Genomic DNA, 15487 nt, shown 5'->3' on the forward strand with positions numbered 1-15487 from the left:
GGTGCCGCACGGGCAACGGGCAACGGGCAGGCGGGCGCCGCGGCGTCGTCGTCGGGCGACGGCGTAGCGCAAAGGGGCCGCCGCGCGGCGCGGGAACGCTCCCGCACCGCGCGACGACCCCTGGGTCACCGCGAGCCACACCAGCAAGGGCGTGGCCCGGACGGCTCAGCCGATGACCGAGTCCACGAGCGCCTTGGCCTCCTGCTGGACCTGCTTCAGGTGCTCCTCGCCCTTGAAGGACTCCGCGTAGATCTTGTAGACGTCCTCGGTGCCGGACGGGCGCGCGGCGAACCACGCGTTCTCCGTGGTGACCTTGAGCCCGCCGAGGGGTGCGTCGTTGCCCGGGGCCCGGGTGAGCTTGGCGGTAATGGGTTCACCGGCGAGAGTGTCCGCGGTGACCTGCTCGGGGGACAGCTGCTTCAGCGCCGCCTTCTGCTCCCGGGTGGCCGGTGCGTCGATGCGCTGGTACACGGGATCGCCGAACTGCTCGGTGAGCTCACGGTGGCGCTGGGAGGGCGTCTTGCCGGTGCGCGCGGTGATCTCCGCCGCGAGCAGCGCCATGATGATGCCGTCCTTGTCCGTGGTCCACACGGAGCCGTCCTTGCGCAGGAACGAGGCGCCGGCGGATTCCTCGCCGCCGAAGCCGATGGAGCCGTCCAGCAGGCCGGGCACGAACCACTTGAAGCCCACGGGCACCTCGTCCAGGCGGCGTCCGAGGGAGTTCGCCACGCGGTCGATGATCGAGGAGGAGACCAGGGTCTTGCCCACCCCGGCGTCCGCCCGCCAGCCCTCGCGGTTGCGGTAGAGGTAGTCGATGGCCACGGCGAGGTAGTGGTTGGGGTTCATGAGCCCGGCGTCCGGGGTGACGATGCCGTGGCGGTCGCTGTCGGCGTCGTTGCCCGTGGCGATGTCGTAGCGGTCTCTGTTACCGATCAGGGATGCCATGGCGAACGGGGAGGAGCAGTCCATGCGGATCTTCTCGTCCCAGTCCAGGGTCATGAACGCCCACTGCGGGTCCACGGTGGGGTTCACGACGTCGAGGTTCAGCCCGAAGCGCCGGCCGATCTCCTCCCAGTACGCGACCGAGGCGGAACCCATGGGGTCCGCGCCGATGTGCAGCCCGGACTCCCGGATGGCGTCGAGGTCGATGATCTGCGGCAGCGCGGACACGTAGCTGTCCAGGAAGTCGAAGGTCCCGGTGGTCTCCGCGGCGGCGGCCTCCTTTAGGGGCACCCGCTCCACGCCATCGAGGCCCGCCGCGATGAGGTCGTTGGCGCGGTTCGCGATCCACTCGGTGGCGTCCGTGTCCGCGGGACCGCCGTGCGGGGGGTTGTACTTGAAGCCGCCGTCCGTGGGCGGGTTGTGGGACGGGGTGATCACGATGCCATCCGCGCGGTCCTCGTGCTCGGAGGCGTTGTACGTGAGGATTGCGTGGGACAGCGCCGGGGTGGGCGTGAAGCCGTCCCGGGAGTCCAGCAGGGTGCGCACGCCGTTGGCCGCGAGCACCTGCAGCGCGGTGTCCTGCGCGGGTCCGGACAGCGCGTGCGTGTCCTTACCCATGAACAGGGGGCCGGTGATGCCCTGCGCCGTGCGGTACTCCACGATCGCCTGGGTGATCGCCGCAATGTGGTTCTCGTTGAACGAGGTCTTCAGTGAGGACCCGCGGTGCCCGGAGGTGCCGAACACCACGCGCTGGTCAGGATCGTCCGCGTCCGGTACGCGGTCGAAGTACGCGGCCAGGAGCTGGTCGATGTCCACGAGGTCACTGGGTTGGGCGACGGTGCCCGCACGGTTGGTCATGTCACCAACCTAGTCCCGAATCCGCGTCCCGTCAGGCGGCACATCCAGTTCCGTGCGTGCCGGATCCTGCCAGGGATGGCGACGCCGCGCGGGTGGGATGCCTTCGTCACGGTCACGGGGACTCGACGGCGGCACGTGGCCGTCCCGCGGAATCGGGCACTGCGGTCCGGGGGAGGGGGCGCGGCGAGACGGCGGGTCAGGCGACGAGGTGCGCGCGCGGCGTCGTCGCCGGGTCCAGCTGGGCGACGAGCGCGAGCAGCCGGGCCTCCGAGGACGGTCCGCCGATCAGCTGGACGCCCATGGGCACGGGGCCCGGGTAGTCGCCCGTGGCGGGAACGGCCCACGTGGTGGGGTACGTGATGGCAGGCAGTCCCACCACGTTCACCACGGACGTCCACGGCGTGTACTGGCACTGACGCTCGTAGTCCTGGTCCGCCCCAGCGGGGTCCGCGATGTCGTACCCCTCGTGGAACCACCCCACGGGCCGGGGCGGCATGGCCAGCGCGGGCGTCAGGACCATGTCCAGGTCCGCGAACCGCCGGATCACGTCCGCCTCGATGCCGCGCAGCACGGCCACGGCGTCCGCGAGCTCCACGGCCCCTCGCTGCAGGGAGCGGGCGCGGAACGTGCGCGCGAGTCCGGTGAGCAGGTGCTCCCGGCCGTCCAGGGGCAGCTGGCCCGTGGCGGTGGTCCACAGGGCGGAAAAAGCCTCGGGGTAGGCGGGATCGAATCCGAGGTCCACGGCCTCCACCGTGTGCCCGAGATCCTCGAGCTGCCGCACGCCCCGCTCCAGGGCGGTGCGCGCCTCGGGGGAGACCTGCACGTCGTAGGTGCCGTCGAACGGGGACTGCGTGGTCACGCCGATCCGCAGGGGCCGCTCGCCCCAGAGCGTGTCTCCGCGGTGGGCGGCGCGGACGACGTCGCGGAAGGAGTTCTCAGGTGCTGCCGCCACGGGCCGCGGGATCCGGTCGTGGCCGGGGGTGCGGCACAGCACGTCCATGAGCAGGGCGGCGTCCTCAGCGGTGCGGGCAATCGGCCCGTTCACGCCCAGCTGCCCCACGTTGGAGAGCGCGTCGCTGCTGGGGACCCGACCGCGGTTGGGCTTCAGCCCGATGAGACCGCACGCCGCGGCGGGGATGCGCACGGAGCCACCGCCGTCCGAGCCGATCGCGCCCGGCAGGATCCCCGCCGCGACCGCCGCGGCCTGACCCCCGGACGATCCACCGGGGGAGCAGTCCAGGGCGAACGGGTTGCGTGCCGCCGGGTACATGCGGTTCTCGGAATAGCTGTTGAGCAGGAACTCTGGCACCTGCGTCTTGCCCAGGATCACGGCCCCGGCGGCCTCGAGCGTCCCGGAGAGCTCGTCGGAACGCTGAGCGCGGGCCAGATCACCGTGCTCGTCCCGCGATGCGAGGCTGCCCCAGGAGGTGGGCATCCCGGCGACGTCGTGCCCGTCCTTGAGCGCGGTGGGAACCCCCAGCAGCGCGGGCAGGGTGGTCAACCCACCGGGGGCGTCCGAGGCACGGCCGGTCCCGCCTCGGACTGCGTCGGCCGGGCGCTGGCCCGCGGACAGCCTCTCGTCCGCGGCGCGGGCGCTGGCCAGTGCCGCATCCCGCGCCACGTGGACGAACGCCCCCAGATGCCCGTTCAGCGCGTCGATGCGGTCCAGGGCGTCCGAGGTGAGCGCCTCGCTGGTCGTCTCACCGCGGCGCAGCGCCGCCACGGTCTCGGTCAGGGTGGGGAAGTGCTCCATGGGATCCTCTCGTGCACGGCCGGTGGACGGTGGTGGGTCAGGCCGTGGGCGTCGTGGCGGGAGCCGCGGCTCTGGGTGTCTGGCGGCGTCGCAGGTTGCGGCGCACGAGCGGCCAGAACACGGCCAGCACGCCGACGGCCACGAGGCTCGTCCACACCTGGGTGCGGCTCGCGTCGTCCGAGACCAGCATGACCACCACGATCCCCGCGACGGCCACGATCACCAGGATGCCGAGCCACGGGTGCAGCCATATCTTCAGCTTGAGGTTGGCGCGCTCCTCGGGGCTCATCCGCGAGCGCAGCTTCATCTGGGTGATCGCCACGAACACGTACACAAACAGAGCCACGAGACCCGCAGAGTTCATGATGAAGTCGAAGATCCCGGACCCCGGGGCCAGGAAGTTCACGAACACCGCCGCATAGCCGCCCAGGGTGGAGGCAATCACGGCGACCACGGGAACGCCGTTCTTGGACTTCCGTGCCACGATGCGCGGAGCCAGTCCTTCCGCCGCGAGAGCGGAGAACATGCGCGCTGCGGAATACAGCCCGGAGTTCAGCACGGAGCACACTGCGGTGAAGATGACGATGCTCATGATCATCTCCGCGCCGGGCACCCCGAAGAGGTCGAAGACGTACACGAACGGTGCCTGCTCGTCCGGGTCCGGAAGCTGGTTCCACGGCACGATGGTCACGATCAGCAGGATGGAGCCCACGAAGAAGATCAGGATGCGCCACACCACGGTCACGGTGGCCTGGCGGATGCCCTTGGCGGGGTCCTCTGACTCCGCGGCGGCCATCACGGCGATCTCCGTGCCGAAGTAGGAGAAGATCACCACGGCCACGCCTGAGACTACGGCCCAGCCACCCTCAGGTGCGAAGCCGCCGTGCTGCCACAGGTTGGGGATCGAGAAGCTGGCGCCGGGCCACAGCCCGAACGCGAAGAGGGTTCCCACGGCGAGGAACGCGACGATCACCGCCACCTTGACGCTCGCGAGCCAGAACTCCACTTCCCCGAACGAGCGCACGGAGATCAGGTTGGTGCCCGTGAAGATCAGCAGCAGGATCACGGAGCCCAGCCACACGGGCATGGCTGGGAACCACCCCGCGAGCAGCGATCCACCCACCACGGCCTCGAACGCGATCACACCCACCCAGAAGTACCAGTAGAGCCATCCCACGAAGTAGCCGGCCCATTCCCCGAGGCCCACGCGCGCGTACTCCATGAAGGAGCCCACGGCCGGCCGGGCGGCGGCCATCTCGCCGAGCATCCGCATGGCCAGGAACACGAGCAGCCCGCCCAGCAGGTAGGACAGCACTGCGGCCGGTCCGACCATGCGGATCACGTTGCCGGAGCCCACGAACAGGCTCGCGCCGATGATCCCGCCCAGCGTGATCATGGTGACGTGGCGTGATCGCAGGGCCTTGTGGGTGATCTCGGGGGAGTCTCCGCCGGCCGCAGTGGCCGTGGAGCTGCCGGAGGGTGCGCCACCGTGCGGTGCGCCGTCGTTGCTCATCAGAGTTCCTTTCGGCCGTGGGCCGGGTGCAGGGTGGAACGGGCCGGTGCCGGATGCTGAGTGCGGGCGGCGGGTTCCGGGTGGGACAGGTGAGTTCTACCACAGACGGTGTGACAGGGGTGTTTCGTGCGCGGCCTCCGCGCCTCGACATCCCCGTACTGCGTGCTGCGGAGCCGAGGCAGCAAAGGCGCGGCGTCGTCGTCGGAACCGAGGAAGAGCGGGCGGAGGACGAACGGGCGGGCAGCAACCGGAGAACCGGTCACCGCCCGCCCGCTGGGGACGCTCCTCGTGGAACGCGTGGCGTCAGATCCTCGGGATCAGGCGCCGGCATCCTCGATGGCCTTGGCGAAGACGCGCAGGCCGTCGCGCAACAGGTCGAAGTCGATGACCAGCGGGGGCAGCAGGCGCACAATGTTGCCGTAGGTGCCGCAGGTCAGAATGGCTACACCCTTCTCGAGGCAGGTGGCCGCGATCTGCTTGGCCGCCTCCGGGTTCGGGTCCTTGGAACCGGGCTCCACGAACTCCAGCGCAATCATCGCGCCGCGTCCGCGCAGCTCGCCCACGATCGGGGAGGACTCGGCGAGGGAGCCGAGCTCCTCCTTGATGATCGACTCGATCTCGAGCGCGCGGTCCACGAGGTCCCACTCCTCGATGGTCTCCAGGGCGCCCAGCGCGGCCGCGCAGGCCACGGGGTTGCCGCCGTAGGTGCCGCCCAGGCCACCGCCGTGCACGGCGTCCATGATCTCGGCACGGCCCACCACGCCGGACAGCGGCATGCCGCCGGCGATGCCCTTGGCGAAGGTCACCAGGTCCGGCTCCACGCCCTCGTACTCGGACGCGAACCAGCGGCCCGCGCGGGCCACGCCGGCCTGCACCTCGTCCGCCACGAACACGGCGCCGTTGTCCCGGCACCAGGAGGACAGCGCGGGCAGGAAGCCCTCGGCGGGGACGATGAAGCCGCCCTCACCCTGTATGGGCTCAATGACCACGGCGGCCACGTTCTCCGCGCCCACCTGTTTCTCCACGATGCCCAGCGCGCGGCGGGCGGCCTCCTCGCCCGTCATGCCCTCCGGAGCCCGGAACGGGTAGGACATGGGAACGCGGTAGACCTCGTTGGCGAACGGTCCGAAGCCCTGCTTGTAGGGCATCACCTTGGCGGTCATGGCCATCGTGAGGTTCGTGCGGCCGTGGTAGGCGTGGTCGAAGACGACCACTGCCTGACGCTTCGTGTGCACCCGCGCGATCTTCACGGCGTTCTCCACGGCTTCGGAGCCGGAGGTGAACAGCGCGGTGCGCTTTTCGAACGAGCCGGGGGTCAGCTCGGCGATCTTCTCGCCCACGCTCACGTAGTCCTCGTACGGGGTGACCATGAAGCACGTGTGCGTGAACTTGGCCACGGCGTCCTGCACGCGCGAGACCACCTTGGGTGCGGAGGCACCCACGGAGGTCACGGCGATGCCGGAGCCGAGGTCCACGAGCTGGTTGCCGTCCACGTCCCGGATCACGCCGCCGTCCAGCTCGTCCGCGAAGACGGGCAGGGAGGAGGCGACGCCAGCCGAGACGGCCTTCTTGCGGCGTTCCGTCAGCGCCTGGGACTTGGGGCCGGGGATGCTGGTCTTGAGCTCGCGCTTCTGAGGGAGCCGGTACTCGATGTCTGCCATGTGGGTGTTCCTTTCGTGCAGGGTGCTCGTGCGGAGAGGGCGGATCAGGCCCAGGGAGAGGGCAGGCCCATGTACTGGATTGTGGTGTACTCCTCGATGCCCTCGGCGCCGCCCTCCCGGCCCAGGCCGGACTCCTTCACGCCGCCGAACGGCGCGGCCGCGTTGGAGATGACGCCCACGTTCAGGCCCAGCAGGCCGTACTCGATGCGTTCGCCGATGCGCAGCGCGCGGGAGATGTCCTCCGTGAAGACGTAAGAGGCCAGGCCGTACTCGGTCTTGTTGGCCAGGCGCACGGCGTCGTCCTCGTCCGTGAACGTGATGACGGGAGCCACGGGACCGAAGATCTCCTCGGTGAACACGCGGCACTCCTCGGTCACGCCGGTGAGCAGGGTGGGCTCGAAGAAGTAGCCGGGGCCGTCCACGGCCTTGCCGCCCACCACCGCGCGGGCACCCTTGTCCAGGGCGTCCTGCACGAACTCGGCCACGCTGTCGCGGGCCTTCTTCTCCACCAGGGGGCCCACGGTCGAGTCCTCGTCCAGGCCGTTGCCGGGCTTGAGCGCGGCGAGCTTTGCGGCGAACTTCTGCGAGAACTCCTCAGCCACGGACTCGTGCACCAGGAAGCGGTTGGCCGCGGTGCAGGCCTCGCCCATGTTGCGCATCTTCGCGGCCATCGCGCCGTCCACGGCCTTGTCCAGGTCCGCGTCCTCGAAGACGATGAACGGCCCGTTGCCGCCCAGCTCCATGGAGGTGCGCAGCACGTGGTCCGTGGCGGTCTTCATGAGCTGCTTGCCCACCGGGGTGGAGCCCGTGAAGGAAACCTTGCGCAGGCGCGGGTCCTCCATGATGGGCCCGGACACGTTGGACGCGGACGCGGAGGAGACCACGTTGAGCACGCCCGCGGGCAGCCCGGCCTCGACCAGGAGCTTCGCGAAGAACTGTGAGGTCAGCGGGGTCAGGCGCGCGGGCTTGAGGATCATGGTGCACCCGGCGGCCACGGCGGGCGCGACCTTGCGCGTGGCCATGGCCAGCGGGAAATTCCACGGGGTGATCAGCAGGCACGGGCCCACGGGCTTGTGGGTCACGATCATCTTGAGGTTGCCCTCGGGGGTGCTCGCGTAGCGGCCGTAGTGGCGCACGGCCTCCTCCGAGAACCAGCGCAGGAACTCGCCGCCGTAGACAACCTCTCCCTGGGCCTCCTTGAAGGGCTTGCCCATCTCGAGCGTCATCAGCAGGGCGAGGTCGTCCTTGTGCTCCTGCACGAGGTCGAAGGCGCGGCGCAGGATGTCCGAGCGCTCGCGGGTGCTCGTGCGGGCCCACGACTCCTGGGCGTCCGCGGCGGCGTCCATGGCCGCGCGGGAGTCGTCCTCGGTCGCCGAGGCAAGCGTGGCGAGCACCTCGCCGGTCGCCGGGTTCTCGACGTCGAACGTGCCGCCGTCCGAGGCGTCCCGCCACTCGCCGTTGATCAGCAGACCCTTGGGGGTCGCCTCGAGGACCTCCGACACCTTGTCTTTGATGCTCACTCCTGTTCCTTTCTGGGACTGCACACCGCAGTGACGGCGTGCAGTCTCGTGCATCGAGAGCACAGTGGTTTTGGTCCATCGTATGCCCGTGGGCACGGCGCACACAGGTCTCGGTCGCTCCGTGACTTCCGTGCACGCGCGGCCCCGAGGGGGCGACGACGCCGCCGCGCGGCTCGCGCGCCCGGCAGCCCCGAGGCGGCGGGGCGGCGTCGTCGGAACCGCCGCGGGGCGGGAGCCCGGGCGGCCGTCCCTCTCGCCGAGGGCGAACCCCTCTGCCGGCCGCGTGTGACGCGCCTTATCCTGAAGGCATGGCTTACGCAACGATCAACCCGGCAACGGGTGAAACCGTCAAGGAATTCGAGACCGCCTCGGACCAGGAGGTGCGCGACGCCGTGGCCCGCTCCGCCCAGGAGTACAAGAGCTGGCGCAACGTGCCCGTGACCGAGCGCGCCGCGCTGATGCACAGGATGGCCGAGCTCTACCGCGAGCGGCAGGACGAGCTGGCCGCGCTGATCACGCTGGAGATGGGCAAGCCCGCCAAGCAGGCCGTCGGCGAGGTGCAGCTCGTGGCCTCGATCTACGACTACTACGCGGACAACGCGGAGGAGTTCATGAAGGGCCGTGCCCTCACCCCGTCCACCGGGGGCGAGGCACGCGTGGTCCTGGACTCCACGGGCGTGCTGCTCGGGATCATGCCGTGGAACTTCCCGTACTACCAGGTGGCCCGTTTCGCGGCCCCGAACGTGATGCTGGGCAACACGATCCTGCTCAAGCACGCCGGCAGCGTGCCGCAGTCCGCGCTCGTGCAGGAGCAGCTCTTCCGGGACGCGGGCTTCCCTGAGGACGTCTACATCAACCTCTTCGCCTCGAGCGACCAGATCGCGGAGATCGTGATCCCGGACCCCGCCGTGCAGGGCGTCTCCCTGACCGGCTCCGAGCGCGCGGGCGCCTCCGTGGCGGCCACCGCCGGCAAGAACCTCAAGAAGGTCGTGCTGGAGCTGGGCGGCTCGGACCCGTTCATCGTGCTGGACGACCAGAACCTGGAGCGCACCGTCAAGAACGCGGTGGCCGGTCGCATGGGCAACAGCGGCCAGGCGTGCACCAACTCCAAGCGCTTCATCGTGCTGGAGGAGGCCTACGACTCCTTCCTGGAGAACTTCGCGCAGGCCGTCCGTGGCCTCGCCCCGGGCGATCCCACGAACGAGAAGACCTACGTGGGGCCGCTGAGCTCCGTGGGCGCCCGTGACGAGATCATGGAGCAGGTCCAGGACGCCGTGGACAAGGGTGCCACCGTCCTGGCGGGCGGCAAGAAGCTCGATCAGCCCGGCGCCTGGATGGAGCCCACCGTGCTCGCGGACGTCACCCCGGAGATGCGCGCCTACGCGGAGGAGATCTTCGGCCCCGTGGCCGTGGTCTACAAGGTCAAGGACGCGGACGAGGCCGTGGAGCTCGCCAACTCCTCGTCCTTCGGCCTGGGCGGTGCCGTGTTCGGCGCGGACGAGGACGCCGCCACGGAGATCGCGCAGCGCGTGGACTCCGGCATGGTCTTCGTCAACTCCCCGGCCACCACGGCCCCTGACCTGCCCTTCGGCGGCGTCAAGCGCTCCGGTGTGGGCCGCGAGCTGGGCCCGTTCGGCATCGAGGAGTTCGCCAACAAGAAGCTGATCCACACGGCCAAGAAGAAGTAGCCACCGCGCTCGCCGCGCCGTGACCGCCGCCCCCGCACCTCCCGAGGTACGGGGGCGGCGTCGTGCCCGGACAGGACGCCGCCCCCGCGGCGGCGTCAGTCCTCGCGCTGGTAGCGGATCTGGGCGCCCACCACGGTGGCCTCCACCACGGTGTCCCGCACGGCCTCCGCGTCCTCGGCGAAGACGTCCCGGTCCACGCTCACGAAGTCCGCGAGCATCCCGGGGGCCAGGCAGCCCTTGAGGTTCTCCTCGTAGGAGGCGCGGGCCACGGCGTGCGTGTAGCAGCGCACCGCGTCCGCCCGGGGGACCGTCTCGTGCGGCTGCCACCCGCCCACGGGGAGACCGTCCCGGGTGCGGGTGATCGCGGCGTGGATGCCGTGGAACGGGTTGGGGTCCTCCACCGGGGCGTCCGAGCCGAAGACGGTCTCCACGTCCGCCTCGCGCAGGGTGTTCCACCCGTAGGCCACGAGGTCGCGGTCCTCCAGGAACCCGTTGAGGGGGATGTCCGTGGTGCAGTGCATGGGCTGCATGGAGGCGGTGACCCCGAGCTCCCGCAGCCGGGGGACGTCGCCGGGCTTGAGGTACTGGGCGTGCTCGATCCGGTGCCGCAGTCCGAACGCGCGGGCCATGGACTGGCTGCGGGCGATCGCGTCCAGCGCCTCGGTGGCGGCCTGGTCCCCGATGGCGTGCACCGCCGCGGCGATCCCGGCCGAGGCCGCCGTGCGGATCCAGTGCTCCAGCTCCTCGGGCTCCATGACCGCCATGCCGTGGTCGTGGGTGCCCGGCCACGCCTGGGACATGTGGCACGTGTGGGAGCCCAGGGCGCCGTCCGCGAAGAGCTTGAGAGGGCCCATGGAGATCCACTCGTCCCCGGAGTGCGTGCGGATCCCGCGCTGGATGAAGTCCTGGATCTGCTCCTGCCGCAGGATCTTGTGCACGCGGATGTCCAGGTCCCCGCGCTCGTGCAGCTTGCGGTAGGCGTTGAGGCAGTCCACGCCGTCGATGTCGTGGATGGAGGTGATGCCGCGCTTGAGCAGCTCGCGCTGGCCGAGCGGCAGGTAGGAGTCGATGCTCCCGGAGACGTCCGACTGCATGAGCCCGTCCCGGATGGGGATGGCCGCGGCCTCTTTAAGCACTCCGGTCAGCTCGCCGTGCTCGTCCCGCTCGAACTCCCCGCCGTCCGGGTCCTTCACGGTGCGGTCCAGGCCGAGCTCCTGCAGCGCGCGGGAGTTCAGCCACAGGGTGTGCAGGTCCAGGGAGCTCAGGGCCACGGGGATGTCCGGGGCCACCGAGTCCAGCACGCGGCGGTCAGGGCGCTCGGGGGTGGTCCACGCGTTGATGTTCCACTGCCCGCCGAAGATCCAGGTCACGGTGGGATCCGCCCGGGCCTGCTCCACGAAGGGCCGCAGCACGGCCATGGCCTCGTCCAGGGTGGTGCAGTGGCGCATGTCCGGCTCGATCAGCGAGCGCGAGTACATGGCGGAGTGGATGTGCCCGTCACCCATGCCCGGCAGGACATATGTCCCGCCCAGGTCGGTGCGCTCCGTGCCGAGCGGCGCGAGGTCCCGCAGCTCCCGGTAGTCGCCGACCGCCACGATCCGGTCCTCGGAGGTGAGGATCGTGTTGGGGTGGGGCATCTCGTGGGAGTGCCACCGCCCCTGCGGGGTCCAGCCGGTGGCCGGGTTCATGGCGTGGACCGTGGCGTTGTGGAACAGGCGGTGCATGGCGGAACTCCTCGTGGTGCGCCGGGCACGGTGGGGCCCCGGCAGCCGCAGATCGTCACGCACCACCCTACGACGCCGCGGCGGCGGGCCGGCGGGCCGCGGGTCACTTCCGTTGCGAGGACGGCTACATGCCCGGCAGCAGCTTCGCGGGGTCCGCGACCACGTGCACCACGGCCGGAATGCGGTCCTCGGTGACCGCGCGGACGGCCTCGGCGAGCACGGACTCGATGTCCTCGTTGCGCTCGAGCCGCGCCCCGAAGGCCCCGTAGCCGCGGGCCACGGTCGCGAAGTCCGGGTTGGACAGCTGCGTGCCGGAGACCCTGCCCGGGTAGTGGTTCTCCTGGTGGGCGCGGATGGTGCCGTACTGGCCGTTGTCCACCACGAGGATCAGCGGGTGAGCACCGTACTGCCGGGCGGTCGCGAGCTCCTGGGAGTTCATGAGGAACTCGCCGTCCCCGGAGACCGAGAGCACGAAGCGTTCCGGCTGCTGCAGGGACACGGAGACCGCGCCGGGCACCGAGTAGCCCATGGTGCCGTTGCGCACCGAGAGCTGCGAGGGGAACGGGCCGGTGGGCAGGTACGTGTTCGCCCACGCGGTGTGGTTGCCGGAGCCGTAGACCACGGCCGTGTCCGCGGGCAGGTGGGGGATCAGAGCCTTCATCACGAGCTCCATGTCCGCGGTGCCGGCGACGTTGTTCCCCGCGGTGGCCGGGATCTCGAAGCGCTTGCGGCGGGCGGCCACGGGCGCCTCCAGCCACGCTGACCAGTCCGGGTGCGCCCCGAGCTCCAGCTGCGCCAGGGCGCGGCCGAACGCCACGGGAGAGGCGAGCACCTGCCGGGTCACCGCCCCGGAGTGCTGGCGCAGCGAGGGGTCGATGTTCACGAGCCAGTTCACGGCGGCGGGGTCCTGGCGCACCGTGAAACCGTCCGTGGGGATGTCCGAGAGAGTCCCGCCGATCACCAGCAGCACGTCCGCGTTCTCCAGGACGTCCACGGTCCCCCTGCTGCGGCCGTAGCCGGTCTCGCCCGCGTTGACGGGGGAGGTGCCCGGCACGCGGTCCGCCGCGCGCCAGTCCGAGACCACGGGGATCCCGTGGCGCTCGGCGAAGGCGGTGACCTGTTCGGCCGCCGCCGGCGTCCAGCGCGGGCCGCCCACGAGGATCGCGGGGCGGGACGCCCCCTCCAGCGCAGCGCGCAGGTCCTCGAGGTCCTCCGCGCCCACGGCGCCGTCCGTCACCGGGATCGGCGCCACCACGGGCGCCTCTGTGAGCCGCGTGATGACGTCCTCCGGCAGGCCCACCACCACGGGGCCGGGGCGGCCGGAGCGGGCCGCGAAGAACGCCTGCGCCACGTACTCGGAGGCCCGGTCCGGGTCGTCCAGGACCATGACGCGCTTGGCCTGCGTGCCGAACCACTGGTGCGGGTCGAACTCCTGGAACGCCTCCCGCTCACGGTGCGCCACGGGCACCAGGCCCACGAAGAGCACCAGGGGAGTGGAGTCCTGCCAGGCCAGGTGCACGCCCACGAACGCGTTGGAAGCGCCCGGCCCCCGGGTCACCATGGCCACGCCCGGTCGGCCCGTGAGCTTGCCGTACGCCTCCGCCATGTAGGTCACACCGCCCTCCTGGCGGCACACCACGTTCTGCACGTCCGAGTCGTAGAGCCCGTCCAGCACGTCCAGGTAGCTCTCCCCGGGGACGGTGAAGACCCGTTCCACCCCGTGGGCCTCCAGGGAGCGGACGATGAGGTGGCCGGCGGACTGCTCGGTCATGAGGTCTCCTGTCTGACCGGCCCGGGGGTGACCCGGGCCACACGTGGCGCTGATCCCGCGAGCCTACCCGCCGGGCGGCGCGGTCACACGCGGCCGTGGACCACCTCGCCGCCGATCACCGTGGCGGTGATCCCGATGTCCCGGATGGTCGTGGGGTCCACCGTGTAGATGTCCTCGGAGAGCACCACGAAGTCCGCGAGCTTGCCGGGGGTCAGCGAGCCCTTCTCGTCCTCCTGGTGCGAGGCCTGGGCGCTGGCGACCGTGTAGGCGTGCACGGCCTCGTCCACCGAGATGCGCTCCTCGGGCACGAAGGGTGCGCCGGACGCGGTGAGCCGGTTGACCATGTCGTGGATGTTGCTCAGCGGCGGGTAGTCCACGATGGGCGCGTCCGTGGAGGCGGGCACGACCATCCCGGCGTCCACGAGGGACTTCATGCGGTAGCAGAACCGGGTGCGGCGCTCGCCGAGGGCGCGGGCCATGCCGTCCCCGAGCTCGTTGACGAAGCGCCCCTGCGGCACCGGGACCACTCCGAGCGACGCCGCCCGGGCCACCTGCTCGTCGCTGGCCACGCCGAAGTGCTCGATGCGGTGCCGGGCGTCCTCGCGCGGGAAGCGGCGCTGCGCCTCCTCGAGGATGTCGAGGACCACGTCCACGGCGCCGTCGCCGATCGCGTGCACGGCGAGCTGCCAGCCGTTCTCGTGGGCGGCGACCAGCCGCTGCTCCAGCCACTCCCGGGGGAACTGCAGGTAGCCCACGTTCTCGGCGTCCTGCCCCTCCTCCGGCACGTAGCCCTCGGTCATCAGCGCGGAGCGCCCGATCAGCGAGCCGTCCGAGAGCACCTTGACGGCGCCGATGCGCAGCCACTCGTCCCCCAGTCCGGAGCGGATGCCGAGGTCCAGTCCGAAGCCCTGGCCCTCCAGGGGGTAGGGCTGGGCCACCGTGCACCCGGTCGGGTCGATCGGGTGCAGCGTGGTGAGGTAGGGCATCAGCGTGGCGCGCACGCGCAGCAGCCCCTCGTCCCGGGCGAGCTGGTAGGCGGCGATGTCCGTGGGGGACTGGCCCAGGTGCGCGGGGGCCCCGAGCCCCGGTTCGGTGATGGACGTGATTCCCGCGGCCACGGCGACGTCGCCCGCGGCCCCGATCTGCTCGGCCACCACGCGCGTGGTCTTGGCCGGGAGGTGGTCCGAGACCAGCGCGCGGGCGGTCTCCTCGAGCAGGCCCTGTGCCGAGCCGTCGTCGTCCAGCGGGACGCGGCCGCCCTCCGGGACGGTGAAGCCGGCGCGCCCCGGGTAGCCGGCCACCGCGAAGGCGGCCGAGTTCGCTACCGCCATGTGGCGCGAGTTGTGCCACAGCCACACAGGGTTCAGCGGGGCCACGGCGTCCAGCTCCACAGCCAGCGGGTGGTGGCCGTCCAGGTAGTTCTGGTCGTAGCCCTGGCCCATGACCCACTCGCCCGGCTCGGAGTCTCGCGCGGCCGCGCCGATCCGCTCCAGCAGCTCCGCCATGGTGGGCGCAGCTCGCGGGCTCACGTCCACCTGCACGAGCGCCTCGCCGAGCAGACTCAGGTGGCAGTGCGCGTCGTGGAAGCCCGGGACCACCGTGGCGCCGCGCAGGTTCACCACTCGGTCGAAGGCCTCACGGGGCAGCTGCTCGTCCACGCTCACGATCCTGCCGCCGTGCACCCCCAGCGCGTGCACCAGGGGGTGCCCGGGGTCCTGCGTGTGGATGGAGCCGTTCGTGAAGATCACGTCGAGTGCCATGGTGGTGCCGTCCTCGGGGTCGTGTGCGTGGTCCGCGCACCGGGTTCCGGGCACGACGTCGTGCTCGGGCGAGCGGGCGAGTCCGCCCATCGTCTCGCGCGGGTGTGCCCCGTGTCACGCGACGTCACGGGCCATGACGGGCCGTGACCCGGCAGCGACCGACCGTGACCGGTGACCACGCGCGGCCCCCGGCCCGCGTCCGGGAGGGGCTGACGCAAACCGGGGTCGCCCCCGCGCGGCGACTACCCCCGCCCCGGGGTGTGGACGGGCCACTGGCCTCTCGCACGGATGTGCCCC

At 71.1% G+C, this 15487-nt stretch carries 9 protein-coding genes; 1 reads left to right on the forward strand and 8 read right to left on the reverse strand.

What is annotated here, in order from left to right:
- Positions 1–165 precede the first annotated feature (165 nt).
- The 5 genes from pgm to KVA01_RS04695 form a co-directional block, all read right to left on the reverse strand.
- Positions 166–1800 carry a phosphoglucomutase (alpha-D-glucose-1,6-bisphosphate-dependent) gene (gene pgm, locus KVA01_RS04675; protein WP_068471061.1) on the reverse strand — a complete coding sequence of 545 codons (1635 nt, stop codon included), beginning with the start codon at positions 1798–1800 and terminating at the stop codon, positions 166–168.
- Between the two features lie 196 nt (positions 1801–1996).
- Positions 1997–3553, reverse strand: a complete 1557-nt coding sequence (locus tag KVA01_RS04680) for an amidase (protein ID WP_068471062.1) — start codon at positions 3551–3553, stop codon at positions 1997–1999.
- 37 nt (positions 3554–3590) lie between these two features.
- Positions 3591–5066 carry an amino acid permease gene (locus tag KVA01_RS04685; protein WP_068471064.1) on the reverse strand — a complete coding sequence of 492 codons (1476 nt, stop codon included), beginning with the start codon at positions 5064–5066 and terminating at the stop codon, positions 3591–3593.
- A gap of 317 nt (positions 5067–5383) precedes the next feature.
- Positions 5384–6727 (reverse strand): 4-aminobutyrate--2-oxoglutarate transaminase, encoded by a 1344-nt coding sequence (gene gabT, locus KVA01_RS04690; RefSeq protein WP_141269121.1) that lies wholly within the window; start codon positions 6725–6727, stop codon positions 5384–5386.
- 44 nt (positions 6728–6771) lie between these two features.
- On the reverse strand, positions 6772–8247 hold the full coding sequence (locus KVA01_RS04695; protein WP_068471068.1) for an NAD-dependent succinate-semialdehyde dehydrogenase: 1476 nt from the start codon (positions 8245–8247) through the stop codon (positions 6772–6774).
- Positions 8248–8555: 308 nt separating this feature from the next.
- Between KVA01_RS04695 and KVA01_RS04700 the strand changes: the two genes are divergently transcribed.
- A complete protein-coding gene (locus KVA01_RS04700; RefSeq protein ID WP_068471071.1) occupies positions 8556–9935 on the forward strand; it encodes an NAD-dependent succinate-semialdehyde dehydrogenase in 1380 nt (459 codons plus the stop codon).
- A gap of 95 nt (positions 9936–10030) precedes the next feature.
- On the opposite strand, the gene KVA01_RS04705 is transcribed toward KVA01_RS04700, so the two are convergent.
- The 3 genes from KVA01_RS04705 to KVA01_RS04715 all read right to left on the reverse strand — a co-directional run bounded on the left by KVA01_RS04705 (position 10031) and on the right by KVA01_RS04715 (position 15190).
- Entirely contained in the window at positions 10031–11659 is a 1629-nt protein-coding gene (locus KVA01_RS04705; RefSeq protein ID WP_068471073.1) for an amidohydrolase, read from the reverse strand.
- A gap of 124 nt (positions 11660–11783) precedes the next feature.
- On the reverse strand, positions 11784–13430 hold the full coding sequence (locus tag KVA01_RS04710) for a thiamine pyrophosphate-dependent enzyme (RefSeq protein ID WP_141269123.1): 1647 nt from the start codon (positions 13428–13430) through the stop codon (positions 11784–11786).
- Between the two features lie 83 nt (positions 13431–13513).
- Positions 13514–15190, reverse strand: coding sequence for an amidohydrolase (locus tag KVA01_RS04715; RefSeq protein ID WP_068471142.1), 1677 nt, complete (start codon positions 15188–15190; stop codon positions 13514–13516).
- Positions 15191–15487: the final 297 nt, after the last annotated feature.

It is taken from the genome of Kocuria varians, from assembly GCF_006539885.1.
Classification (GTDB): domain Bacteria; phylum Actinomycetota; class Actinomycetes; order Actinomycetales; family Micrococcaceae; genus Kocuria; species Kocuria varians.

What these genes read in the sequence shown, in the direction of transcription:
- pgm (WP_068471061.1), bottom strand. Translation starts at nt 1,800, where the DNA reads ATGACCAACCGTGCGGGCACCGTCGCCCAACCCAGTGACCTCGTGGAC.
- KVA01_RS04680 (WP_068471062.1), bottom strand. Translation starts at nt 3,553, where the DNA reads ATGGAGCACTTCCCCACCCTGACCGAGACCGTGGCGGCGCTGCGCCGC.
- KVA01_RS04685 (WP_068471064.1), bottom strand. Translation starts at nt 5,066, where the DNA reads ATGAGCAACGACGGCGCACCGCACGGTGGCGCACCCTCCGGCAGCTCC.
- gabT (WP_141269121.1), bottom strand. Translation starts at nt 6,727, where the DNA reads ATGGCAGACATCGAGTACCGGCTCCCTCAGAAGCGCGAGCTCAAGACC.
- KVA01_RS04700 (WP_068471071.1), top strand. Translation starts at nt 8,556, where the DNA reads ATGGCTTACGCAACGATCAACCCGGCAACGGGTGAAACCGTCAAGGAA.
- KVA01_RS04705 (WP_068471073.1), bottom strand. Translation starts at nt 11,659, where the DNA reads ATGCACCGCCTGTTCCACAACGCCACGGTCCACGCCATGAACCCGGCC.
- KVA01_RS04710 (WP_141269123.1), bottom strand. Translation starts at nt 13,430, where the DNA reads ATGACCGAGCAGTCCGCCGGCCACCTCATCGTCCGCTCCCTGGAGGCC.
- KVA01_RS04715 (WP_068471142.1), bottom strand. Translation starts at nt 15,190, where the DNA reads ATGGCACTCGACGTGATCTTCACGAACGGCTCCATCCACACGCAGGAC.